Genomic DNA, 23,983 nt, shown 5'->3' on the forward strand with positions numbered 1-23,983 from the left:
TTAGCGTGAAAAGGGAGCCAAACTGGCTCCCTGGAAGGTTTAACTGGCTTTTTTAATATGCGGCAAATCGAAGGCTTTGCGTAGCGCGCGCACGAACGCTTTATCGTGGCAGATGGTTTTACCCGGGCTATCAGATAACTTCGCCACAGGTTTGCCGTTACATTCCACCAGCTTGATTACAATATTGAGCGGCTTAACCTGGGGAATATCACAGGTTAAACGTGTGCCAATACCAAAACTCAACTGCACACGAGAAGAGAAGTGGCGGTAGAGCTCAATCGCTTTTTTCAAATCGAGGTTATCTGAAAACACCAGCGTTTTGCTCAGCGGATCAATGCCCAGTTTTTCATAATGGGCGATGGCTTTTTCACCCCATTCCACCGGGTCGCCTGAGTCATGGCGTAAACCCTGATAGCGGGTCGCAAACTCGACGCCAAAGTCGCGTAAAAACGCATCCATGGTGATGCAATCGGTCAGCGCAATGCCGAGTTGGTCAGGATATTCATTTAACCAGGCGGCCAGGGCAACGCGCTGGCTGGTGGCAAGCTCAGGGCTGATTTGCTGATGAGCCTGGAACCACTCATGCGCCTGCGTGCCCATTGGGGTTAATGACAGGCGGCGGGCCAGATCGTAGTTACTGGTGCCGACAAACCAGGGCTCTCGCTGCAGGCGTTTAACAATAGCCTGCTGTACTTCACGTGAAAAACGACGACGCGTACCGAAATCCATCAGATGGAAGCGGGACATATCGACATCTTTCGTTAAAGCAGAGAATTCTACTAGTTTGCTTTCCAGCTCATTGAGTGCCTGCGGGACGCCTGATTCGGGCGAACGGTAACGGTGTACCATCTCGCTGATAACCGCTAGCAGCGGGACTTCCCACATGATCACTTCACGCCACGGCCCGGTTAAGCGGATGTTCAGCTTACCGTTATCATTGGTGACGCAAACCTGTTCCGGGTTATAGCGGAAATCACGTAACCAGGTGAGGTAATCAGCTTTAAAGAAAGGCAGGCCGGAGAGCCACTGGTACTCGTCCTCCTGCAGTCGCAGGTGTTGCATAGCATTCACCTGCTCACGAATAGAATCGGCATAAATACCGAGCAGGTCATCGCCACGGCAACGAAATTCAGCCGCTACTTGTACATCATAGTAGTGGTGAAAAACGGCTTGCTGCATATGCAACTTATAAGCGTCTGTATCCAGCAGCGAGTGCAGAACAGGAGAAGCGAATTGTGTCATAGGTGCGCAGTAGCATCCTCTCACGGGAGCGTTTAGTACAATAAACAACTAAGAAAACCGCTGGAGTATACCTTGTTTAGCGATTTATTGAACCCCGATCACACCATAAGCTGTCTTTCTGGTCGAGGGCAATTCGTGCCGCGTGTTATAAAAATGTAGCAAAAAGGGTGTTTGTGCCTGAAAAGATGAACATTCTGCGTAGCGCGATTTACGCAACAGGAATAGACTGAAGCCGAGACTCTACCAAAGATGCTAAAGGTTTTTTATGACACAACAGCCACAAGCCAAATACCGTCACGACTATCGTGCGCCGGATTACCAGATTACTGATATTGACTTGACCTTTGACCTGGATGCTGAAAAAACCGTGGTCACCGCCGTGAGCCAGGCTGTCCGTCATGGCGCGTCCGATGCGCCCCTGCGCCTGAATGGTGAAGATCTGACCCTGGTGTCGATCCACGTGAACGACGAGCCGTGGGCAGAGTATAAAGAAGAAGAGGGCGCTCTGGTCATCAGTCAACTGCCGGAACGTTTTACGCTGCGTATCGTGAATGAAATTAGCCCGGCGGCCAATACCGCGCTGGAAGGACTGTACAAGTCCGGCGACGCGCTGTGCACCCAGTGTGAAGCGGAAGGGTTCCGCCATATTACCTGGTATCTCGACAGGCCGGATGTCCTGGCGCGTTTTACCACCAAAATTATCGCCGATAAAACCCAATATCCGTTCCTGCTCTCCAACGGTAACCGTGTGGCGCAGGGGGAACTGGAAAATGGTCGTCACTGGGTACAGTGGCAGGATCCGTTCCCGAAACCGTGTTATCTGTTTGCGCTGGTAGCTGGTGATTTCGACGTCCTGCGCGACACCTTTACCACTCGTTCCGGGCGTGAAGTGGCGCTGGAACTGTACGTCGATCGCGGCAACCTGGACCGCGCGCCGTGGGCGATGACCTCGCTGAAAAACTCCATGAAATGGGATGAAGAGCGCTTTGGCCTCGAATATGACCTCGACATTTATATGATTGTCGCGGTCGATTTCTTCAACATGGGGGCGATGGAGAATAAAGGTCTGAACATCTTTAACTCCAAATATGTGCTGGCACGTACCGATACCGCCACCGACAAAGATTACCTCGATATTGAGCGCGTCATCGGTCACGAATATTTCCACAACTGGACCGGCAACCGCGTGACCTGTCGCGACTGGTTCCAGTTGAGCCTGAAAGAGGGGCTAACCGTGTTCCGCGATCAGGAGTTCAGTTCCGATCTCGGCTCACGCGCGGTAAACCGGATCAGCAATGTGCGTACCATGCGCGGCCTGCAGTTTGCCGAAGATGCCAGCCCAATGGCGCATCCTATCCGTCCGGATATGGTCATTGAAATGAACAACTTCTATACCCTGACCGTGTACGAAAAGGGCGCTGAAGTTATTCGTATGATCCACACCCTGCTCGGTGAGGCTAACTTCCAGAAAGGGATGCAGTTGTACTTTGAGCGTCATGACGGCAGCGCTGCAACCTGTGATGATTTCGTGCAGGCGATGGAAGATGCGTCCAACGTCGATCTATCGCATTTCCGCCGCTGGTACAGTCAGTCCGGTACGCCGATTCTGACCGTGCGTGATGACTACAATCCATCCACTGAGCAGTACACGCTGACTATCAGCCAGCGCACGCCGGCCACGCCGGATCAGGCCGAAAAACAGCCGCTGCATATTCCTTTCGCCCTCGAGTTGTATGACAACGAAGGGAAAGTGATCCCGCTGCAAAAAGGCGGGCACCCGGTGAATTCTGTACTCAATGTCACCCAGGCTGAGCAGACGTTTGTCTTTGATAATGTCTACTTCCAGCCGGTTCCGGCACTGCTGTGCGAATTCTCCGCACCGGTAAAACTGGAATACAAATGGAGCGATCAGCAGCTGACCTTCCTGATGCGTCATGCGCGTAACGATTTCTCTCGTTGGGACGCGGCGCAAAGCTTGCTGGCGACCTATATTAAGCTCAACGTAGCCCGCCATCAGCAGGGACAGCCGCTGTCGCTGCCGGTACACGTGGCCGATGCATTCCGGGCGATTTTGCTGGATGAGAAAATCGATCCGGCGCTGGCGGCAGAGATTCTGACGCTGCCTTCGGTGAATGAAATTGCTGAACTGTTCGACATCATCGATCCGGTGGCGATAACGGAAGTACGTGAAGCGTTAACTCGCACGCTGGCGGCCGAACTGGCGGATGAATTCCTCGCCATCTATAACGCTAATCATCTTGATGAGTACCGCGTTGAGCATGCCGATATTGGCAAGCGTACGCTACGTAATGCCTGCCTGCGTTTCCTGGCCTTTGGTGAAACCCATCTGGCCGACACGCTGGTCAGCAAGCAGTACCGTGAAGCAAACAATATGACCGATGCGCTGGCGGCGCTGTCCGCGGCAGTCGCGGCGCAACTGCCTTGCCGCGACACGCTAATGCAGGAGTATGACGATAAGTGGCATCATGACGGTCTGGTGATGGACAAATGGTTTATCCTGCAATCCACCAGCCCGGCCAGAAACGTGCTGGAAACGGTACGTGGCTTACTGAAGCACCGTTCCTTCAGTATGAGTAACCCGAACCGAATCCGATCTCTGATTGGCGCCTTTGCGGGCAGCAACCCGGCGGCATTCCATGCGGAAGATGGCAGCGGCTATCAGTTCCTGGTCGACATGCTGACTGAACTCAATAGCCGTAACCCGCAGGTGGCGTCACGTCTGATTGAGCCGCTGATTCGCTTAAAACGGTATGATGCAAAACGTCAGACGCAGATGCGCGCGGCGCTGGAACAGCTGAAAGGTCTGGAGAATCTCTCCGGCGATCTGTTCGAGAAGGTAACCAAAGCGTTAGCCTGAAACGTTGACCTGTCGTTTTGTAAGCCGGAATAGGCGGTAACGCCGCTATCCGGCAAAAGGCCCGGTGGCGCTTGCGCTTACTGGGCCTGATTTTTCTGAATGCTTATCCATGCCGGCGGATCGGCTGTTCCGTTTCGCTACGCTGCATTACCCGGTTTAACACTTCTGCTTCCAGCTCGGCCAGACGCACCGAACCAATCCGGCGTGGTCGCGCAATATCCACCGTTAAATCCAGTCCGATTTTTCCATCTTCAATAAGCAACACGCGATCGGCCATTGCCACCGCTTCACTGACGTCATGGGTGACCAGCAGTACGGTAAAGCCGTGCTCTTGCCATAAAGAGACAATCAGCTCCTGCATTTCAAGGCGGGTTAAGGCATCCAGCGCACCGAGGGGTTCATCCAGCAACAGCAGACCGGGACGATGAATTAATGCCCGCGCCAGGGCCACGCGCTGTTTTTGTCCACCGGACAGGGCAGCAGGCCATTCCTGAGCACGATTCTCCAGCCCAACTGCGGCCAGCGCGTCCCGGGCCGCATCGCGCCAGTGACCTTTCAGACCCAGACCCACATTATCGATAACCGTCTTCCAGGGTAGCAGACGCGCATCCTGAAACATCATTCGCGTATCCTCCTGAATTTCTGCCAGCGGGGTGGTTCCGGCAAGTAATGCACCTGAGGTGGGAGACTCCAGCCCAGCCAGCAGACGCAGCAACGTGCTTTTACCTCCTCCGCTGCGGCCAACCACGGCAACAAACTGTCCGGCCTGAATGTGCAAATCTAACTGATTGAGCACCGTATTGGCGGCGTATTGTTTCGTCACGGCACTCAGTAAAAGCGGCGTGCCTTGGTTTAGGCGAGCGGTATTCATACGGTAGCCTCCTTCACATGGTAAGCCGGGTTCCAGCGCAGCCAGATCCGCTCCAGCCATTGGGCGCTGACGTCGGCAAGTTTGCCGAGCAGGGCGTAGAGAATAATGGCCACCACGACCACATCGGTTTGCAGAAATTCGCGGGCGTTCATTGCCAGGTAACCAATGCCGGCATTGGCTGAAATGGTTTCCGCGACAATAAGCGTCAACCACATCAGCCCGAGAGCAAAACGCACGCCAACCATAATCGAGGGCAGGGCGCCGGGGAGGATCACATGAATGAACAGTGAAAATCCAGACAGCCCATAGCTGCGAGCCATCTCTACCAGACCGCGATCGATATTGCGGATCCCATGCCAGGTGTTGATGTAAATCGGAAAAAGCGTGCCCAGCGCGACGAGAAAGATCTTGGCGGATTCATCAATGCCGAACCACAAAATCACCAGTGGGATCAGCGCCAGATGCGGCACGTTACGCAGCATCTGCACCGAAGTATCCAGCAGGCGTTCTCCCCACCGCGAAAGACCGCTAATCAGTCCCAGCGTCAGGCCAATCGATCCGCCGATGGAGAAGCCTACCAGCGCGCGCCAGGAGCTGATCGCCAGATGCTGCCAAAGCTCGCCGCTGGCGGAAAGCGTCCAGAAGGCTTCGACAACGCCCTCCGGAGAGGGCAGGATGCGGGTGGACAACCAGCCCATTGATGATGCGAGCTGCCATAGCGCGACCAACCCAACCGGTAAAAACCAGGGTGCGAGGCGCAGTAACCACCTGTTTTTCGGCGTTGCCATCAGCAGGCTCCTTAGCTTTGCGCGATTTTGCGTGGGATAAATTCGTTTGCCACCGCTTCACCTTGTTGATGCTGGCGCTGCGGCTGTGGAATTTCTGGTATAGCGACATCCAGATGTGGGAACAGCAGCTCGCCAACCTTGTATGCCTCTTCCAGATGTGGATACCCGGACAACACAAAACTGTCGATTCCCAGTGCGGCATACTCGTTGATACGCGCCGCGACCGTCGGACCATCTCCGACCAGCGCGGTACCCGCGCCACCGCGCACCAGTCCTACTCCTGCCCACAAGTTCGGGCTGATTTCTAGTTTGTCGCGTTTACCGTTGTGCAGTGCAGCCATTCGCTGCTGACCAACCGAATCCGTTCTTGAGAAGGCGGCCTGGGCTTTGGCAATGGTGTCGTCATCCAGATGGGCTATCAGACGATCCGCTGCCTGCCACGCCTCTTGCGTTGTCTCCCGGACGATCACATGCAGACGAATACCAAAGCGGATCTTGCGCCCGAGCGCCACCGCTTTGGCCCGCACCTGTTCAATCTTCTCTTTCACCTGTTCAGGTGGCTCGCCCCAGGTCAGATAGAGATCAACCTGCTCGGCAGCAAGATCTTGTGCAACATCAGACGAACCGCCGAAATAAAGCGGTGGCCGGGGTTGTTGTACAGGAGGGAAAAACAGTTTCGCGCCGCGGACATGAATGTGTTTGCCGTTGAAATCCACGGTTTCACCTTGCAGCAAACGCCGCCAGACCTGAGTGAATTCAGCAGAGGCTTCATAGCGCTCGGTGTGATCAAGGAACACGCCGTCACCCGCCAGCTCTTGTGGATCGCTGCCTGTTACCAGGTTGAATAACGCCCGGCCGTTAGAGAGTCTGTCGAGCGTCGCAGCCTGGCGGGCGGCGACCGTCGGCGAGGTTACGCTTGGACGAAGCGCGACCAGAAACTTTAATCGCTGGGTGACCGGGATCATCGACGCGGCGACCAGCCAGGCATCTTCACAGGAGCGACCGGTTGGGATCAGAACGCCGCTAAATCCCAGGCGATCGGCTGTTTGCGCAATTTGTTGCAAATAACCGTGATCGACCGGGCGCGAACCTTCTTCCGTCCCCAGATAATGACCGTCACCGTGGGTGGGTAAAAACCAGAACATGTTCAGACTCATAATTTTTCTCCTGCCTGCTGAGTGGGTTGCCAGATACGCTGGCGAATATCGATTTTTTTCGGCACCAGACGGTTGTCATAAAACAGATCCGCGGTTTGTTGTTGTAGGGCGGCAACAGAGGCGCTGACGGGCGTAATGGTGGTTGGCGGACGGTGATCCAGATAAGACGCAATTACCGGCTCGGGCAGGCCCATGGTTTTAGCCAGCAGAGTAATACTTTGCTGGCGTTGGCTGAGAGTTAACGCATCCGCCTGGCTAAAGGTATCCAGTACGCCAAGAACAAAAGCGCTATTTTTTTCGGCATAAGGACGTGCAGCGAGATAAAACGAACCGGTCTGCTTGAGGTCTGAGCCGTCTTTCAGCACGCGCACATCACCTTGCAGTAATGCGGCCGAATAGTAGGGATCCCAGATAGCCCACGCATCGACGTTTCCTTGCTGGAAGGCCGCTCGCGCATCGGCGGGGGTCAGATAAGTCGGTTGAATATCGGTAAATTTCAACCCTGCCTGTTGCAGCGCCCGGAGCAGTAAATTGTGGGCGCTGGAACCTTTCTGGAAGGCGACTTTATGCCCTTTGAGCTGCGCAACGCTCTGGATCGGGCTATTTTTCGGCACCAGAATCACTTCGGCTTTCGGTTTGGGTGGTTCGACGCCCACATAAACCAGATCGGCTCCGGCGGCCTGGGCGAAAATTGGCGGAATGTCACCAGTACTGCCGAGATCGATACTGCCGATATTGAGTGCTTCCAACATTTGCGGTCCAGCCGGGAACTCAATCCACGAGATTTTGGTCTGTGGGTAGCGTTTCTCCAGTAGCTGATGACTTTTTGCCAGCACCATACTGACGCTTCCTTTCTGATACCCAATGCGCAGAGCATCCGGAGCCGATTCTGCGGCATGCACCAAGGATGACAGTGACAGCAGCCCGGTAAATGCCAGCCATGAGGTGTGACGCTTGAGCAGATTAAGCATGGGCGGCACCTCGCAGGGCGTTCAGTTGCGGGAGTTGGAGATCGCGACGATGCAACGCCAGCCAGAAAGTGTCGAGCGCACTGTCCAGGCGCTGCTGCAGGTTGGGCGTAAACTGCGGTTTATGCTGATAATCGATGACCTGCGAATCATCGGCAAACACGCCGTGCAGGATCTCCTGAGCCTTTAACGCGCTCAGCACCGGTTTCAGCGCGTAATCGACGGCCAGTAAATGCGCCACGCTGCCGCCGGTCGCCAGCGGCAAAACCACTTTTCCTTCCAGCGCCCGCTCGGGGAGTAGATCGAGCAGCGTTTTCAGTGCGCCAGAGTAAGCGGCTTTGTAGACCGGCGTTGCGACAATCAGCCCGTCTGCATCCTGTAGTTGTTCGATAAATGTCTTCAGCGCCGGACTGTCAAAACGGGCATAGATCAGGTCTTCCGGGGCAAAGTTGTGCAGGTTCCAGTGAAAGACTTCGACATCCTGGCCGTTCAATTTTTCTCGGGCATATTCCAGCAATGCGCTGGAGCGAGAGGGAAAGCGTGGGCTTCCCGCCAGAGTGATGACGCGCATAATTTTATTCTCCCCTTATAACCAATTGTTTGCTTTTGATTAACATTGATAACAATTTGTGCAGTCTGGCAGAGAGACTTTGTTTATCGAAATGATTTATACGGGATAGAAAAGTTGAAAAATGAATAAAAAGGAGGAAGCAGGAAAACGATTGCTATTTATTGCCGCAGGTCAATTCCCTTTTTGCTCGCGATCGCACATAATACGCCCCCGGTTTGCACACCGGGAATCCAGGAGAGTTCATGTACTACCCCTTCGTTCGTAAAGCCCTTTTCCAGCTCGATCCAGAGCGCGCTCATGAATTGACATTCCAGCAATTACGTCGCATTACCGGCACGCCGCTCGAAGCGCTTGTCCGCCAGAAAGTACCCGCAAAACCGGTTACCTGTATGGGGCTGACGTTTAAAAATCCACTCGGGCTTGCTGCCGGACTGGATAAAGACGGGGAGTGCATTGATGCGCTCGGCGCGATGGGATTTGGTTCCATTGAGATTGGTACCGTGACGCCGCGTCCTCAGCCGGGTAATGATAAACCACGTCTGTTTCGTCTGGTCGATGCAGAAGGTTTGATCAACCGCATGGGGTTTAATAACCTGGGGGTTGATAACCTGGTTGAGAACGTCAAAAAATCGCATTTTGACGGTATTCTGGGGATTAATATTGGTAAGAATAAAGATACTCCGGTAGAGAACGGCAAAGATGACTATCTGATTTGTATGGAAAAAGTCTATGCTTATGCTGGTTATATCGCGATTAATATCTCTTCACCGAATACGCCGGGATTACGTACGCTGCAATATGGTGAGGCGCTGGATGATCTTCTGACGGCAATTAAAAATAAGCAAAATGATCTGCAAGCGATCCACCATAAATATGTTCCAGTGGCGGTTAAGATCGCACCGGATCTTTCTGTGGAAGAACTGATCCAGGTTGCTGACAGTTTAGTTCGTCATAATATTGATGGCGTAATTGCGACTAACACCACTCTCGATCGTTCTCTCGTTCAGGGAATGAAAAATTGCGATCAAATGGGCGGCCTGAGCGGTCGACCGTTACAATTAAAAAGTACAGAAATTATTCGCCAGTTGTCTCAGGAATTAAAAGGTCAGCTGCCGATTATTGGGGTTGGAGGTATCGACTCAGTAATCGCGGCGCGTGAGAAAATAGCTGCCGGTGCTTCTCTGGTACAGATTTATTCGGGCTTTATTTTTAAAGGCCCGCCGTTGATTAAAGAAATCGTCACCAATATCTGAATGCTACCTTAATCACAATCCAGGGCTTTATTTCTGGCCCTGGTTGTTTTATATTCCTTTACTGTTGCTTATTTAAACATTCTGAGCTTTTATTATTAAGGCAATAAACGAAGCGGCAAAAGGATACTGTCGTAATGGTGATGATTAAGGAAAGGAGAGAAACTGATGCGAATTAAACCCGACGATAACTGGCGCTGGTATTATGATGAAGAGCACGATCGTATGATGCTCGATTTAGCCAATGGCATGTTATTCCGTTCGCGTTTTGCTCGTAAAATGCTCACTCCGGATGCATTTTCTCCGTCGGGTTTTTGTGTTGATGACGCCGCGCTTTATTTTTCCTTTGAAGAAAAATGTCGCTACCTGGATTTAGCCAAAGAGCAAAAGGCGGAACTGGTGCTTAATGCGCTGGTGGCGATTCGTTACCTTAAACCGCAAATGCCAAAAAGCTGGCACTTTGTCGCACACGGTATTAACTGGTCGCCAGTCGTGGGGGATGCTGCTTGTGTGGATTTAAGCGATACGGATGAACAGGTAAACCTGTTAGTGGTTGAACCGGGTGAAAATGCCGCGCTTTGTCTGCTTGCACAACCTGGTGTGGTTATTGCCGGGCGCACAATGCAGCTTGGCGACGCGATTAAAATAATGAATGACAGACTGAAACCGCAGGTTATTGCCGACAGTTTCAGCCTTGAGCAGGCGGTTTAACTCTCCAGCCTGATTGTCGTTTTGGGAACGCAACTGCAGCACAGAATCGTCCCGTCATCCCCAATCGCTGATTTTTTCAGCGGACTAACTTCGCCTTCCAACAGTCGAATTCGACAGCATCCGCAAATTCCTGCCCGGCATGAATAGGGCACCCTGATACCCTGGTTTTCCAGCTGTTCAAGCAATACCTGCTGATTATTTCCGCGAAAGGTCTGTCCCTGCCAGTCAATAAGTACCGTGGCATCGGGTTGTTGTTCCAGTGCGGTATCATCTGGCTCCGCCGCACCGTAAGCTCTGGCGGGACCGGTTGCCAAAATTTCTACCTCATCGCCGACGCGAATAACGCCACTGTTGCGTGCGATAAGATTCTGGCCGAAATCAACGTCGCCGTTATCCACCGCTGTCCGGAAGGTTTGCAGCGTGGCGAGCGGCTCGCCAGACGGATGTTTCTGGCCTTTTTCTGGACTAACGGTAGTGAAAATGCAGCGGCTACAGGGTTTTGCCACATCAAAAATGACGTCGCCAATGCGAATCACTTTCCAGGTGTCTTCTGCCCAGGCATCAGCCCCCGCAACCACCAGATTGGGGCGAAACTGTTCCATTTTGACGCTTGCCGGACAGCGCTGTTGCACATCGCGCAGAGATGCTTCGTTGGCCAGCAGGTAGGGATAACCATCGGCGAAGGACAAAGGAACATCAGCGTGGCGCTTCACCCGGCGTGTCAGTTGCGGACCCACCCAGCGCAACTGCACGTCACGGGAGAAAAAGCCGCTCAGCCACAGGTTGATAGCCGCTGGTGCAATACGCGCGGTAAAATGGTTTCCCCACACTTCTGTCGGCGCATCCTGGGTGGCGAAGTCTGCGAATCGCACGAGCGCGCTGCTGCCGTCTGGAGCCGTGAGATGAAGTCCATCGTGGAAAGGGGAAGGGGTAAAGCGGACCATTTGCGGGAACTGTCGGGCGGTAATGAACGTCCCGTCGGGTTCGGTAATCATAAATATACGATCCAAGGCGAGACCGCTCACGTCTGCCAGGGCGTGCGTGAGTCCAATTCCACGCATTGATTTAACCGGATGAATAAAAAGTCGGGTCAACGTTACCACTGCACAGCCCCTTGAACGAAAATAAGCCTTCAACTTTATGACATACAGCCCATATTAGCTATAATGCGCAGCAATTTTCTAGGAGTAAAAGTGACATTATGAATTCTCTGTTTGCCAGTACGGCCCGCGGGCTGGAAGAGCTGTTAAAAACTGAACTGGAAAACCTCGGCGCGCTGGAGTGTCAGGTCGTTCAGGGTGGGGTCCATTTTAAGGGCGACACGCGGCTTGTTTACCAGAGCCTGATGTGGAGCCGCCTGGCCTCGCGCATTATCCTGCCGATGGGAGAGTGCAAGGTCTACAGCGATCTTGATCTGTACCTCGGCGTTCAGGCAATCGACTGGACAGAGATATTTAATCCTGGTGCTACGTTTGCCGTCCATTTTAGCGGCCTGAACGAGACCATTCGTAACAGCCAGTACGGCGCGCTGAAGGTCAAGGATGCGATTGTCGATGCCTTTACCCGCAAAAATCTGCCGCGTCCGAATGTGGATCGTGAATCTCCGGATCTGCGAATCAATGTCTGGTTGAACAAAGATACCGCCAGCATTGCACTTGATCTGAGCGGTGACGGTTTGCATCAGCGCGGTTATCGCGATCGCGCGGGTCAGGCGCCGATTAAAGAGACGCTGGCCGCCGCTATTGTTATGCGTTCTGGCTGGCAGCCGGGCACACCGTTACTCGATCCGATGTGCGGCTCCGGCACGCTGCTGATTGAAGCGGCGATGTGGGCAACCGATCGCGCGCCGGGCCTGCATCGCGGGTACTGGGGCTTTAGCGGTTGGGCACAGCACGATGAAGCCGTCTGGCAAGAGGTTAAAGCCGAAGCTCAGGTGCGTGCGCGTAAGGGGCTTGCTGACTATACTTCGCACTTCTATGGCTCCGACAACGATGCGCGCGTGATTGAAAAAGCGCGTAGTAACGCCCGTCGCGCAGGTATTGCCGATCTGATGACATTTGACGTTAAAGATGTCGCCAAACTGAGTAATCCACTGCCGAAGGGACCGTATGGTACGGTGATCAGTAACCCGCCCTACGGCGAACGTCTGGATAGCGAACCGGCGCTGATTGCCCTGCATAGCTTGCTGGGCCGTACGATGAAAAACCAGTTTGGCGGCTGGAATTTGTCGCTGTTCAGCGCCTCTCCGGATTTGCTCAGCAGCCTGCAATTGCGTGCTGATAAGCAGTTCAAAGCGAAAAACGGTCCGCTGGATTGCGTACAGAAAAACTATCACGTTGCAGAGACCACTGCGGACAGCAAGCCAGCCACGGTCGCGGAAGATTATGCCAACCGCCTGCGCAAGAATATCAAGAAGCTGGAAAAATGGGCGCGTCAGGAAGGAATTGAATGCTATCGCCTGTATGATGCTGACCTGCCGGAATACAACGTTGCAGTGGACCGTTATGGTGAGTGGGTCGTGGTTCAGGAATACGCTCCGCCGAAGACGGTCGATGCGCAAAAAGCACGTCAACGCTTGTTCGATATCATTGCCGCAACGCTGTCGGTCCTGGAAATCGCGCCAAATAAACTGGTGCTGAAAACCCGTGAGCGCCAGAAAGGGAAGAACCAGTATCAGAAGATGAATGAGAAGGGTGAATTCATTGAGGTAAGCGAGTACAACGCGCGCCTGTGGGTCAACCTGACAGACTATCTTGATACCGGTTTGTTCCTCGATCACCGTATTGCGCGCCGCATGCTGGGCCAGATGAGTAAAGGTAAGGATTTCCTTAACCTGTTCTCCTACACCGGCAGTGCCAGCGTTCATGCCGGGTTGGGCGGTGCGCGTAGCACCACGACGGTTGATATGTCGCGTACCTACCTGGAGTGGGCTGAGCGTAACCTGCGCCTGAACGGCCTGAGTGGTCGCGCTCACCGTTTAATTCAGGCCGATTGCCTGGGCTGGCTGCGCGATGCCAATGAACAGTTTGATCTGATTTTCATCGATCCGCCGACGTTCTCTAACTCAAAACGTATGGAAGACTCGTTTGATGTACAGCGCGATCATCTGGCGCTGATGAAAGATCTGAAACGTCTGCTGCGTAAAGACGGCACGATCATGTTCTCCAACAACAAGCGTGGGTTCCGTATGGATCTCGACGGTCTGGCTGAACTGGGATTAAAAGCACAAGAAATCACCCAAAAAACGCTTTCCCAGGATTTTGCCCGTAACCGCCAGATCCACAATTGCTGGCTGATTACCGCAGCCTGAAAGGATAAATAAATGTCATTGATCAGTATGCATGGTGCATGGCTGTCGTTCAGCGATGCGCCGCTTCTTGATAATGCAGAACTGCATATCGAAGATAACGAACGCGTCTGTCTGGTTGGCCGCAATGGCGCAGGTAAGTCGACGCTGATGAAGATCCTCAACCGTGAACAGGGTCTTGACGACGGGCGTATTATTTATGAGCAGGACCTGGTTGTGGCGCGTCTGCAGCAGGATCCGCCGCGTAATGTTGAGGGCAGCGTCTATGACTTCGTTGCCGAAGGTATTGAGGAACAGGCTGAATATCTGAAGCGTTATCACGATATTTCGCGCCTGGTGATGACCGATCCCAGCGACAGAAACCTGAATGAAATGGCGCGGGTTCAGGAAATGCTCGATCACCATAATCTGTGGCAGCTCGAAAGCCGCATTAATGAAGTGCTGGCACAACTGGGACTGGATCCTAACGCCGCGCTTTCTTCGCTTTCGGGCGGCTGGCTGCGTAAGGCGGCGCTGGGCCGCGCGTTAGTGAGCAACCCGCGCGTACTGCTGCTGGATGAACCAACTAACCACCTGGATATTGAAACTATCGACTGGCTGGAAGGGTTCCTGAAATCCTTCAATGGGACAATTATTTTCATTTCCCACGACCGTTCATTTATTCGCAATATGGCGACGCGTATTGTCGATCTCGACCGCGGCAAGCTGGTGACCTATCCGGGGAACTACGATCAGTATCTGCTGGATAAAGAAGAAGCGCTGCGGGTGGAAGATCTCCAAAACGCGGAATTTGATCGCAAGCTGGCTCAGGAAGAAGTCTGGATCCGTCAGGGCATCAAAGCGCGTCGTACCCGTAATGAAGGCCGCGTGCGGGCACTGAAAGCCATGCGTCGCGAGCGTGGCGAACGTCGCGAAGTGATGGGCACGGCGAAGATGCAGGTCGAAGAGGCGAGCCGTTCTGGCAAGATTGTCTTCGAAATGGAGAATGTTGATTACCAGGTTGATGGAAAGCAACTGGTAAAAGATTTCTCCGCGCAGGTGCAACGTAGCGACAAGATTGCGCTAATTGGACCTAACGGCTGCGGTAAAACAACGCTGCTGAAGCTGATGTTAGGTCAGCTTCAGGCTGACAGCGGACGCATTCACGTCGGCACGAAGCTGGAAGTGGCGTATTTCGATCAGCACCGCGCCGAACTGGATCCGGATAAAACCGTGATGGACAACCTTGCTGAGGGTAAGCAAGAGGTGCTGGTTAACGGTAAACCTCGCCATGTGCTGGGCTATCTCCAGGATTTCCTGTTCCATCCGAAACGGGCGATGACGCCAGTACGTGCGCTCTCTGGTGGGGAACGCAATCGCCTACTGCTGGCGCGTCTTTTTCTCAAACCCAGTAATCTTTTGATTCTCGATGAACCAACGAACGATCTGGACGTCGAAACGCTGGAACTGCTTGAAGAGCTGATTGATAGCTACCAGGGCACCGTGCTGCTGGTGAGCCACGACCGTCAGTTTGTGGATAATACCGTCACCGAATGCTGGATCTTCGAAGGCGGCGGTAAAATTGGTCGTTATGTCGGCGGTTATCATGATGCCCGCAGCCAGCAATCGCAGTATGTGGCGTTTAAACAGCCAGTTGCGAAAAAAACAGAGGAAACCGTTGCTCCTAAAGCAGAAATTGTCAAACGCAGCACGAGCAAACTAAGCTATAAACTGCAGCGCGAACTGGAGCTGCTCCCCGCGCTGCTTGAAGAACTGGAAGCTAAACTGGAAGCATTACAAGCTCAGGTAGCTGACGCCGCTTTTTTCAGTCAGCCGCATGAGCAAACGCAACAGGTATTAGCTAATCTGAACGAAGCTGAACAAGAACTTGAGCAAGCCTTTGAGCGCTGGGAGTATCTTGAGTCTTTGAAGAACGGCGCATAATTTAAAGGAGCACATATGTGCGAACATCACCATGCCGCGAAGCATATTCTGTGCTCGCAGTGTGACATGCTGGTGGCGTTACCTCGCCTTGAGCATGGTCAGAAAGCGGCATGTCCACGATGTGGCACTACGTTAACGGTTGAGTGGGACGCGCCACGGCAGCGTCCTACCGCCTATGTGTTAGCAGCAATATTTATGCTGCTTTTGTCAAACCTCTTTCCCTTTGTGAATATGAATGTTGCGGGGGTGAGCAGCGAAGTGACGCTGCTGCAAATCCCCAGCGTTCTCTTTTCGGAAGATTACGCCAGCCTCGGTACCTTCTTTATCTTATTCGTTCAGTTGGTTCCCGCTTTTTGCTTGTTGACCATTTTGCTGTTGGTGAATCGGGTTCATATGCCTGAGCGGCTTAAAACATGGCTGGCGCGTATTTTGTTTCAGTTAAAAAGCTGGGGAATGGCAGAAATTTTCCTCGCGGGCGTGCTGGTGAGCTTTGTTAAGCTGATGGCCTACGGCGATATCGGCGTGGGCAGCAGCTTCATCCCGTGGTGCATGTTTTGTATGCTCCAGTTGCGGGCTTTTCAGTGTGTGGATCGCCGTTGGCTGTGGGATGATATTGCCCCTATGCCAGCCATTAAGCAGGAATTAAAGCCTGGTGTGCCCGGCATCCGACAAGGATTGCGTTCCTGTTCCTGCTGCACCGCTATTCTTCCGGCAGACGAGCTGGTATGCCCACGCTGTCAGACGAAAGGTTATGTGCGGCGTAAAAACAGTCTGCAATGGACATTGGCATTACTGTTTACGTCGATCATGCTTTATCTTCCTGCCAATATTCTGCCGATCATGATCACCGATCTGCTCGGGTCAAAGCTGCCTTCAACGATACTCGAGGGCGTGGTTTTAATCTGGAGCGAAGGCTCTTACCCGGTGGCTGCGGTTATCTTTATCGCCAGTATTATGGTGCCGACGTTGAAAATGATCGCCATTGCCTGGCTGTGTTGGGATGCCAAAGGGCACGGCAAACGCGACAGTGAACGAATGCATTTAATTTACGAGGTTGTAGAATTTGTCGGTCGCTGGTCAATGATCGACGTTTTTGTAATTGCCGTACTCTCTGCGCTGGTGCGCATGGGAGGGTTAATGAACATTTATCCTGCAATGGGTGCTTTGATGTTTGCTTTAGTCGTCATTATGACAATGTTTTCTGCGATGACATTTGATCCCCGTCTGTCGTGGGACCGTGAACCAGATCATGAGGAGTCCTGACAGCATGGAATCTAAAAGTGGGGAAGCCAAAGTGCAAAAGGTAAAAAACTGGTCGCCCGTGTGGATATTCCCTATAGTCACTGCCCTCATTGGCGCGTGGGTCCTGTTTTATCACTACAGTCATCAGGGGCCACAAGTCACGCTGATTACCACCAATGCCGAAGGTATTGAAGGGGGCAAAACGACGATTAAGAGCCGCAGCGTGGATGTCGGTATCGTCGAGAGCGCAACCCTGACTGATGATTTGACCCATGTGGAAATTAAAGCTCGTCTTAACTCCGGAATGGAAAAGCTGCTGCATAAAGATTCTGTCTTTTGGGTGGTGAAGCCGCAGGTTGGACGTGAAGGTATCAGTGGGCTCGGCACGCTATTGTCCGGGGCTTATATTGAACTGCAGCCTGGCAATAAAGGCAGCAAGCTGGAAAATTACCAACTGCTGGATTCACCGCCGCTGGCGCCGCCAGATGCGAAAGGGATCCGTGTGATTCTGGACAGCAAAAAAGCCGGTCAGTTGAGCCCGGGCGACCCGGTTCTGTTCCGTGGTTATCGTGTAGGTTCGGTTGAAACCAGCACATTTGATGCGCAAAAGCGTACGATTAGCTACCAGCTATTTATCAATGCGCCTAACGATCGTCTGGTGACCAGCAATGTGCGTTTCTGGAAGGACAGTGGGATCGCCGTGGATCTTACTTCGGCAGGTATGCGCGTGGAAATGGGCTCTCTCTCCACGCTGTTTGGCGGTGGCGTAAGTTTTGATGTGCCAGAAGGGCTGGAACAAGGCGAACCGGTCGCACAGCAGTCTGCGTTTAATCTTTATGACGACCAAAAAAGTATTCAGGATTCACTGTATACCGATCATATTGATTACCTGATGTTCTTTAAAGATTCAATTCGTGGCCTGCAGCCTGGCGCGCCACTGGAATTCCGTGGCATCCGTTTGGGTACGGTAAGCAAAGTACCTTTCTTCTCACCGAATATGCGTCAGGTCTTCAACAATGATTACCGTATTCCGGTGCTGGTACGTATCGAACCAGAACGTCTGAAGGCACAGCTGGGAGAAGATACTGATGTTGGCGCTCATCTGGCTGAATTGCTTAAACGCGGATTACGGGCATCGCTGAAAACCGGGAACCTGGTGACTGGCGCTCTGTATGTCGATCTCGACTTCTACCCGAAAGAACCGCCGATTACCGGTGTGCGCGAATTTAACGGTTATCAAATTATTCCGACCGTGAGCGGTGGTCTGGCGCAGATCCAGCAGCGACTGATGGAAGCGCTGGATAAGATTAACAATCTGCCGTTGAACCCGATGATTGAGCAGGCGACCAATACGTTGTCGGAAAGCCAGCGTACGATGAAGCATCTGCAAACCACGCTGGACAACATGAATAAGATCACGTCCAGTCAGTCGATGCAGGATCTTCCGGCGGATATGCAGAACACGCTGCGCGAACTGAACCGTAGTATGCAGGGCTTCCAGCCGGGGTCCGCCGCCTACAACAAGATGGTGGCGGATATGCAGCGTCTTGATCAGGTGCTGCGAGAACTGCAACCGGTACTGAAAACGTTGAACGATAAGAGCAATGCGCTGGTATTTGAAGCGAAGGACAAAAAAGATCCAGAGCCGAAGAGGGCGAAACAATGAAAAAGTGGCTAGTGGCGATGATGGCGGTCTGGCTGACGTCATGCAGCTCCAGCGGAGAAAATAAAAGCTATTACCAGCTCCCTATCGCGCAAGGGGGCGTACAGAGCTCAGCTAACCAGGGTAACCGTCTGCTGTGGGTTGAACAGATTGCGGTCCCGGACTATCTGGCGGGTAATGGGGTGGTTTACCAGACCAGCGATGTGCAATATGTGATAGCGAATAATAATCTCTGGGCCAGCCCATTAGATCAGCAATTGCGCAATACCCTGGTTACGAACCTCAGTATGCAGTTGCCTGGCTGGGTTGTCGCTTCGCAGCCGCTGGGAAGCACTCAGGACACGTTGAACGTTACCGTGACCGGCTTCCACGGTCGGTACGATGGTAAGGTCATCGTGAGCGGTGAATGGCTGCTGAATCACCAGGGGCAGTTGATCAAGCGTCCATTCCACATCGAAGCTGTACAGAATAAAGACGGCTACGATGAGATGGTGAAGGTTCTGGCCAACGCCTGGAGCCAGGAAGCGACGGCAATGGCTCAAGAGCTGAAACGCATCCCTTAAGCTTAAATAATTGTAAATTATGCCGCCCCTGGTTTATTGCCCGGGGCGGTTTTTTTTATTTTTTTAGCCGTGGAGATAGCTGTTCTGACAGACTATTTTTGTACAAATGATTTTGCGGGTAGCTCACAAATATGACACTGGCGTGAATTTTGCGCATTGACGAGCCTGATGTTTAGGGGTATTCGTTTTAGTGTGATTGCACACTTAGTAATCACTGTTTTCTTTTCCACCAGACCCAAAAGATGAGGGAAACGAGGCATGAAGAGACAAAAACGAGATCGCCTGGAACGGGCACATCAACGTGGATATCAGGCCGGCATTGCCGGACGCTCAAAAGAAATGTGTCCCTATCAGACGCTGAATCAGAGGTCATACTGGCTGGGAGGCTGGCGAGAAGCCATGGGGGATAGGGTTTTAATGGCCTGATTCTGTCTCTTTAGATAAAAGAAACCTCCGCAGAGCGGAGGTTTCGCCTTTTTGCCCACCAGACAAGACGAATAGACGTTAATGTCTGGCTGCTAAGCTGACCTTGATTAGAACGCGGAAGTGTCCTGGAACAGACCCACTTTCAGATCGTTTGCGGTATAGATCAGACGACCATCAACCAGCACTTCACCATCAGCCAGGCCCATGATCAGGCGACGATTAACGATGCGTTTGAAGTGAATGCGGTAAGTCACTTTTTTCGCAGTCGGCAGAACCTGGCCGGTGAATTTAACTTCGCCTACGCCCAGCGCGCGGCCTTTACCTTCGCCGCCCAGCCAGCCGAGATAGAATCCAACCAGCTGCCACATGGCATCCAGACCCAGGCAGCCCGGCATCACCGGATCGCCGATAAAGTGGCATCCGAAGAACCACAGGTCCGGGTTGATATCCAGTTCAGCTTCAACATAACCTTTGTCAAAGTTGCCGCCGGTTTCGGTCATCTTGATGACACGGTCCATCATCAGCATGCTTGGTGCAGGCAGTTGTGGCCCTTTTGCGCCAAACAGCTCACCGCGACCAGAGGCAAGAAGGTCTTCTTTTGTATAGGATTCGCGTTTATCTACCATGTTCTCTGTAAGCCTTATTTTATTGAAGCACGCAGGATAGCTAACACGTGTACGCTGAACAAGTCCGATCAGTTCGGAATAATCCAGTTCAGCCAACGTAGCGGCCAGGGAAAACGGTGACGACCTTCCTGCTGCGTTGCCGTAGCAATACGCTCCTGGATAGTTTGCATCAGCGTTGTCTGGCCTTCACCATCCCACACCAGATTTAATAACAGTGGCAGCGCATCGGTCACGTCGTCCACCGCCCAGATAGTGAATTTTTCTTCTTCTACGGCCTGTAGCAGAGCGGGCTGCAGGCTCAGGTGTCTGACATTCGCTGAAGGAATGATAACGCCCTGTGTGCCTGTCAGCTCACGCTGCTGACAGATGGCGAAGAAGCCTTCAATTTTCTCGTTCAGACCACCAACAGGTTGTGCCCGACCAAACTGATCGACAGAACCGGTAATGGCGATGCTTTGATTAACAGGAACGTCGGCGAGGGCGCTAATCAATGCGCAAAGTTCTGCCATGGACGCGCTGTCGCCGTCCACTTCACTGTAGGATTGCTCAAAGGTCAGCGAGGCAGAGAAGGGGATTTGCTGTTCAAGCTGGAGTTCCGACATCAGGAACGCCTGCATAATCATCATACCCTTCGCATGAATATTTCCGCCAAGCTCGGCTTTGCGCTCAATATCCGTAAATTCGCCGTCGCCAATATGAACCACACAGCTGATACGAGAAGGCTCACCAAACGCGCGGGGGTGACCAGGAAATTCAATCACCGACAGGGCGTTGATTTGGCCAATACGCTCGCCTTCCGTCTCGATCAGGATCTGTTCCTGCAGGATCTCATCCTGCATTCGTTCGGCGAGGAAACCTTCCCGCCATTCACGCTGGGTTAGCATCAGGCTGAACTGCTCAGCGTTGCAGGTTTCGCCCTCGCATAACGGGGCCACTTCTTTGAACTGACGGGTGATCCACAGCGGGTTAAGCGGCAATGTATCCTGTTCGCCGGTATAACGAACGGCTTCACGGATCAGCACTTGCCAGGCATCAGGGGCCGGGTAGGGCAAATTGTTGCGCGTAGCGGTATGTGTTACCCACTGACACCACTGCGTCATGGTTTCGGCATCCACTATCTGCAGATTATCTTCAAACTCGCTATAAATAGCCTGCTCAGCCAGCTCCGGCTCCATGTCCTGGAAGTCTGCCAGTGATTCACGTTCACCGACTAATACCACTTTGAGTTTAAGCGGCATAGGTGGAACGGAGACGGGCAGCGGGCGAGACTCATCAAAAGCTACCCAGTCAAAACGCTCGTGGCTGACAATGGCTTTCAGGCGCATCCACAGCAGCGGTTGGGCCAGTAGCGTGCGCAACGAAATAACCAGCACACCACCGTTGGCCTGATGCACAAGGCCTGGCTGTAGGGTAATTTCGCCGTTGAACTGACGCAGACAGCCAAACAGTTGTTCGGCTTCAACCCAGTCAGCGCAGACTACCTGGGTTAATGTCGCAAAATTGTCTTCTGCTGTCTCAGCTGCACGATAGCGGATAGTGTGACCGGAGATATCATAATGACCTCCGGTGAGACTTCCGGCATCCGAGTGCAGAGGCCGCGCGGCCTGTGCAATAAGGTTGATGTACTCAAGCTCCTCCGGCGCTTTTACCAGCATGAACGAAGACGTCGTCCAGTGCTGAAGAAGCTGCTCCAGCGCAAATTGTAAACGTGGCTGAGTATCACTAAGTAAGGTATCGGTGTCGTCAGTGACGTGCGGCTGTGCAAATACTTCCTGATAACTATCGGTGTCAGGAACCAGATCACGCCATGCAAGTTTCGTAATGGTCAAAGTTGATGTTTTTTAGTCTGTTGTAAAAAACGAGATTATACCGTAACCATCATCACTGCACACGTGGAAAGCGCTGTGAAACGAATGCGATGACGCGCGACAGTTCACAGGCTGGATATTCTTTTCTTCAGATGCTGAAAAAGCTGATATTCTGATAAGAGTTACACGGTAACATTGAGATCGCAATGAAATATCAACAACTTGAAAACCTTGAAAGCGGCTGGAAATGGAAGTATCTGGTGAAGAAGCATCGTGAGGGGGAATTAATCACCCGTTACGTAGAGGCCAGCGCTGCCGAAGAAGCCGTTGATTTGTTGCTAACCCTCGAAAATGAACCGGTTCGGGTCAATACCTGGATTGAAGAACACATGAACTCTGCGCTGCTAAATCGTATGAAACAAACCATACGGGCGAGGCGTAAGCGGCACTTTAACGCGGAGCATCAGCATACGCGAAAGAAATCTATCGATCTGGAATTTATGGTCTGGCAGCGCTTAGCGGGGCTTGCGCAGCGGCGCGGCAAAACGCTTTCTGAAACCATTGTGCAACTGATTGAAGACGCAGAGCATAAAGAGAAGTACGCGAATAAAATGTCGACCTTGAAGCAGGATTTACAGGCGCTGCTGGGAAAAGAATAACCACAGAATGGCTAAATGTGTTGTGTACAGGCCTGCTTTGATTGATAAAAAGTGAAAAAAAACCCCGCAAAGCGGGGTTTTTTCATAAGACGATAACTTAAGCCTGAGGCTGAGTTACAACGTCTTTGATACCTTTAACTTCGATCTCAACACGACGATCCGGAGCCAGGCAGTCGATCAGTGCAGCGCGAGCTTTCACGTTGTCACAAGTGTTGCCAGTAACTGGGTTGGATTCGCCCATGCCACGTGCAGAGATTTTGTCAGAAGGAATACCTTTAGAGATCAGGTAATCAACAACGGACTGAGCACGTTTCTCGGACAGACCCTGGTTGTAAGCGTCAGAACCGATGCGGTCAGTGAAGCCCAGAACCACTACGGAACCGTCTTTCGGATCCAGGTTGCTCAGCTGGCTGTACATCTGATCCAGAGCCTGCTGGCCTTCTGGTTTCAGAGTTGCTTTGTTGAAGTTGAACAGAACGTCAGACTTCAGAGTGAAGTGTTTGGTCTGTACTTCCGGAGCCGGAGCCGGAGCAGCAACTACTGGAGCTGCTTCTTCCTGCTGACCGAAACGGTAGGAAACACCAACGCTCAACAGACCGTTATCCGGACGACCGCCAACGGTGTTCGCGTCACCGATGTTGTTGGTCCACTGGTATTCCAGACGGGTAGCGATTTCAGGAGTAATTGCATACTCTACGCCACCAGCGAATACTGGGGAAACACCAGTGTCGTGGTCTTTGAAGCCTTCGTTGTTTTTAGCGTCTGCACGCCAAACCATACCACCCAGACGGGTATAAACGTCCAGATCGTCAGTGATTGGGTAACCCAGTTTAGCGGTCAGCTGAACGCCCTGAGCTTTGAAAGCGCCGTTTTGATGGGTAGCGTCGGTGTAGCCTTTGTACGGCATACGACCTAACCAGTCGTAACCCATTTCAAAACCAACGTACGGGTTAACCTGATAACCACCGAACGCACCAGCACCCAGTTGGCTTTCGTGGGTAGGACCAGCGTTGTTGATCTGGTTGTTACCAATATCATGGTACTGAGACCAGCCCAGTTTAGCACCAGTGTACCAGGTGTTATCTTTCGGAGCGGCCTGCGCCACGGTAGCGAAACCAGCCAGTGCCACTGCAATTGCGATAGCTGTCTTTTTCATTTTTTGCGCCTCGTTATCATCCAAAATTCGCCATGAATATCTCCGAAGAGAGATAACACGGTTAAATCCTTCACCCGGGGACCAGTTCAATAGTTACTCTACCGATATCTGCGGCTTATGCCGAGCACCCCTGGCGATGTAAAGTCTACAACGTAGTTGAAAACTTACAAGTGT

20 protein-coding genes are annotated in these 23,983 nt (G+C 52.5%); 10 read left to right on the forward strand and 10 right to left on the reverse strand.

The features are described from left to right. Positions 1–39: 39 nt before the first annotated feature. A complete protein-coding gene (gene pncB, locus BZK42_RS00190) occupies positions 40–1,242 on the reverse strand; it encodes a nicotinate phosphoribosyltransferase (RefSeq protein WP_016156127.1) in 1,203 nt (400 codons plus the stop codon). A gap of 265 nt (positions 1,243–1,507) precedes the next feature. On the opposite strand from pncB, the gene pepN reads away from it, so the two are divergent. Continuing rightward, a complete protein-coding gene (gene pepN / locus BZK42_RS00195) occupies positions 1,508–4,120 on the forward strand; it encodes an aminopeptidase N (RefSeq protein ID WP_016152466.1) in 2,613 nt (870 codons plus the stop codon). A gap of 103 nt (positions 4,121–4,223) precedes the next feature. On the opposite strand, the gene ssuB is transcribed toward pepN, so the two are convergent. Genes ssuB through ssuE form a run of 5 tightly spaced genes read right to left on the reverse strand, consistent with a single transcriptional unit; the run spans position 4,224 to position 8,475 of the window. Beyond that, positions 4,224–4,991, reverse strand: coding sequence for an aliphatic sulfonates ABC transporter ATP-binding protein (gene ssuB, locus BZK42_RS00200; RefSeq protein WP_016152467.1), 768 nt, complete (start codon positions 4,989–4,991; stop codon positions 4,224–4,226). Further along, positions 4,988–5,779, reverse strand: a complete 792-nt coding sequence (ssuC, locus tag BZK42_RS00205) for an aliphatic sulfonate ABC transporter permease SsuC (protein WP_016156130.1) — start codon at positions 5,777–5,779, stop codon at positions 4,988–4,990. The genes ssuB and ssuC overlap by 4 nt, the downstream gene beginning before the upstream one ends. 11 nt (positions 5,780–5,790) lie before the next feature. Then, a complete protein-coding gene (gene ssuD, locus BZK42_RS00210) occupies positions 5,791–6,936 on the reverse strand; it encodes an FMNH2-dependent alkanesulfonate monooxygenase (RefSeq protein ID WP_080858509.1) in 1,146 nt (381 codons plus the stop codon). Next, positions 6,933–7,907, reverse strand: coding sequence for a sulfonate ABC transporter substrate-binding protein (locus BZK42_RS00215; protein ID WP_080858510.1), 975 nt, complete (start codon positions 7,905–7,907; stop codon positions 6,933–6,935). The genes ssuD and BZK42_RS00215 overlap by 4 nt, the downstream gene beginning before the upstream one ends. Next, positions 7,900–8,475 (reverse strand): NADPH-dependent FMN reductase, encoded by a 576-nt coding sequence (gene ssuE, locus BZK42_RS00220; RefSeq protein WP_016152471.1) that lies wholly within the window; start codon positions 8,473–8,475, stop codon positions 7,900–7,902. Before ssuE ends, BZK42_RS00215 begins: the two co-directional genes overlap by 8 nt. A gap of 242 nt (positions 8,476–8,717) precedes the next feature. Between ssuE and pyrD the strand changes: the two genes are divergently transcribed. Continuing rightward, positions 8,718–9,728, forward strand: a complete 1,011-nt coding sequence (gene pyrD, locus BZK42_RS00230; protein WP_016152472.1) for a quinone-dependent dihydroorotate dehydrogenase — start codon at positions 8,718–8,720, stop codon at positions 9,726–9,728. Between the two features lie 165 nt (positions 9,729–9,893). Beyond that, positions 9,894–10,436, forward strand: a complete 543-nt coding sequence (gene zapC, locus BZK42_RS00235; protein ID WP_016152473.1) for a cell division protein ZapC — start codon at positions 9,894–9,896, stop codon at positions 10,434–10,436. On the opposite strand, the gene BZK42_RS00240 is transcribed toward zapC, so the two are convergent. After that, positions 10,433–11,539, reverse strand: a complete 1,107-nt coding sequence (locus BZK42_RS00240) for a YcbX family protein (RefSeq protein WP_047359371.1) — start codon at positions 11,537–11,539, stop codon at positions 10,433–10,435. The two genes, zapC and BZK42_RS00240, sit on opposite strands and share 4 nt — an antisense overlap. A 98-nt stretch (positions 11,540–11,637) precedes the next feature. Between BZK42_RS00240 and rlmKL the strand changes: the two genes are divergently transcribed. From rlmKL to rmf, 6 genes are all read left to right on the forward strand, one after another. Further along, positions 11,638–13,746: a bifunctional 23S rRNA (guanine(2069)-N(7))-methyltransferase RlmK/23S rRNA (guanine(2445)-N(2))-methyltransferase RlmL gene (gene rlmKL, locus BZK42_RS00245; RefSeq protein WP_047359370.1), complete on the forward strand. Its 2,109-nt coding sequence runs from the start codon at positions 11,638–11,640 to the stop codon at positions 13,744–13,746. Between the two features lie 12 nt (positions 13,747–13,758). Then, a complete protein-coding gene (locus tag BZK42_RS00250) occupies positions 13,759–15,666 on the forward strand; it encodes an ABC transporter ATP-binding protein (RefSeq protein WP_016152476.1) in 1,908 nt (635 codons plus the stop codon). A gap of 15 nt (positions 15,667–15,681) precedes the next feature. Further along, positions 15,682–16,929 carry a membrane integrity-associated transporter subunit PqiA gene (gene pqiA / locus BZK42_RS00255; protein WP_046275734.1) on the forward strand — a complete coding sequence of 416 codons (1,248 nt, stop codon included), beginning with the start codon at positions 15,682–15,684 and terminating at the stop codon, positions 16,927–16,929. Between the two features lie 4 nt (positions 16,930–16,933). Then, positions 16,934–18,574, forward strand: coding sequence for an intermembrane transport protein PqiB (pqiB, locus tag BZK42_RS00260; RefSeq protein WP_003836843.1), 1,641 nt, complete (start codon positions 16,934–16,936; stop codon positions 18,572–18,574). Beyond that, positions 18,571–19,134 carry a membrane integrity-associated transporter subunit PqiC gene (gene pqiC / locus BZK42_RS00265; RefSeq protein WP_080858511.1) on the forward strand — a complete coding sequence of 188 codons (564 nt, stop codon included), beginning with the start codon at positions 18,571–18,573 and terminating at the stop codon, positions 19,132–19,134. The genes pqiB and pqiC overlap by 4 nt, the downstream gene beginning before the upstream one ends. A gap of 258 nt (positions 19,135–19,392) precedes the next feature. Further along, on the forward strand, positions 19,393–19,560 hold the full coding sequence (rmf, locus tag BZK42_RS00270; protein WP_003035871.1) for a ribosome modulation factor: 168 nt from the start codon (positions 19,393–19,395) through the stop codon (positions 19,558–19,560). A 107-nt stretch (positions 19,561–19,667) separates the two neighbouring features. Here the strand turns inward: rmf and fabA are convergent, their stop codons facing one another. Both fabA and BZK42_RS00280 read right to left on the reverse strand, forming a co-directional pair. Further along, positions 19,668–20,186, reverse strand: a complete 519-nt coding sequence (gene fabA, locus BZK42_RS00275; RefSeq protein WP_003035875.1) for a bifunctional 3-hydroxydecanoyl-ACP dehydratase/trans-2-decenoyl-ACP isomerase — start codon at positions 20,184–20,186, stop codon at positions 19,668–19,670. Positions 20,187–20,254: 68 nt separating this feature from the next. After that, positions 20,255–22,015: an AAA family ATPase gene (locus tag BZK42_RS00280; RefSeq protein ID WP_080858512.1), complete on the reverse strand. Its 1,761-nt coding sequence runs from the start codon at positions 22,013–22,015 to the stop codon at positions 20,255–20,257. Between the two features lie 185 nt (positions 22,016–22,200). On the opposite strand from BZK42_RS00280, the gene matP reads away from it, so the two are divergent. Then, positions 22,201–22,653, forward strand: coding sequence for a macrodomain Ter protein MatP (matP, locus tag BZK42_RS00285; RefSeq protein ID WP_016152480.1), 453 nt, complete (start codon positions 22,201–22,203; stop codon positions 22,651–22,653). 97 nt (positions 22,654–22,750) lie between these two features. Here the strand turns inward: matP and ompA are convergent, their stop codons facing one another. Continuing rightward, positions 22,751–23,809: a porin OmpA gene (gene ompA / locus BZK42_RS00290; RefSeq protein ID WP_046275731.1), complete on the reverse strand. Its 1,059-nt coding sequence runs from the start codon at positions 23,807–23,809 to the stop codon at positions 22,751–22,753. Between the last annotated feature and the right edge of the window lie 174 nt (positions 23,810–23,983).

The organism is Citrobacter braakii (assembly GCF_002075345.1).
Lineage (GTDB): Bacteria > Pseudomonadota > Gammaproteobacteria > Enterobacterales > Enterobacteriaceae > Citrobacter > Citrobacter braakii.

Bases quoted from the DNA above. Each gene is read 5' to 3' on its own strand.
- pncB (WP_016156127.1), bottom strand. From the start codon at position 1,242: ATGACACAATTCGCTTCTCCTGTTCTGCACTCGCTGCTGGATACAGAC.
- pepN (WP_016152466.1), top strand. From the start codon at position 1,508: ATGACACAACAGCCACAAGCCAAATACCGTCACGACTATCGTGCGCCG.
- ssuB (WP_016152467.1), bottom strand. From the start codon at position 4,991: ATGAATACCGCTCGCCTAAACCAAGGCACGCCGCTTTTACTGAGTGCC.
- ssuC (WP_016156130.1), bottom strand. From the start codon at position 5,779: ATGGCAACGCCGAAAAACAGGTGGTTACTGCGCCTCGCACCCTGGTTT.
- ssuD (WP_080858509.1), bottom strand. From the start codon at position 6,936: ATGAGTCTGAACATGTTCTGGTTTTTACCCACCCACGGTGACGGTCAT.
- BZK42_RS00215 (WP_080858510.1), bottom strand. From the start codon at position 7,907: ATGCTTAATCTGCTCAAGCGTCACACCTCATGGCTGGCATTTACCGGG.
- ssuE (WP_016152471.1), bottom strand. From the start codon at position 8,475: ATGCGCGTCATCACTCTGGCGGGAAGCCCACGCTTTCCCTCTCGCTCC.
- pyrD (WP_016152472.1), top strand. From the start codon at position 8,718: ATGTACTACCCCTTCGTTCGTAAAGCCCTTTTCCAGCTCGATCCAGAG.
- zapC (WP_016152473.1), top strand. From the start codon at position 9,894: ATGCGAATTAAACCCGACGATAACTGGCGCTGGTATTATGATGAAGAG.
- rlmKL (WP_047359370.1), top strand. From the start codon at position 11,638: ATGAATTCTCTGTTTGCCAGTACGGCCCGCGGGCTGGAAGAGCTGTTA.
- BZK42_RS00250 (WP_016152476.1), top strand. From the start codon at position 13,759: ATGTCATTGATCAGTATGCATGGTGCATGGCTGTCGTTCAGCGATGCG.
- pqiA (WP_046275734.1), top strand. From the start codon at position 15,682: ATGTGCGAACATCACCATGCCGCGAAGCATATTCTGTGCTCGCAGTGT.
- pqiB (WP_003836843.1), top strand. From the start codon at position 16,934: ATGGAATCTAAAAGTGGGGAAGCCAAAGTGCAAAAGGTAAAAAACTGG.
- pqiC (WP_080858511.1), top strand. From the start codon at position 18,571: ATGAAAAAGTGGCTAGTGGCGATGATGGCGGTCTGGCTGACGTCATGC.
- rmf (WP_003035871.1), top strand. From the start codon at position 19,393: ATGAAGAGACAAAAACGAGATCGCCTGGAACGGGCACATCAACGTGGA.
- fabA (WP_003035875.1), bottom strand. From the start codon at position 20,186: ATGGTAGATAAACGCGAATCCTATACAAAAGAAGACCTTCTTGCCTCT.
- matP (WP_016152480.1), top strand. From the start codon at position 22,201: ATGAAATATCAACAACTTGAAAACCTTGAAAGCGGCTGGAAATGGAAG.
- ompA (WP_046275731.1), bottom strand. From the start codon at position 23,809: ATGAAAAAGACAGCTATCGCAATTGCAGTGGCACTGGCTGGTTTCGCT.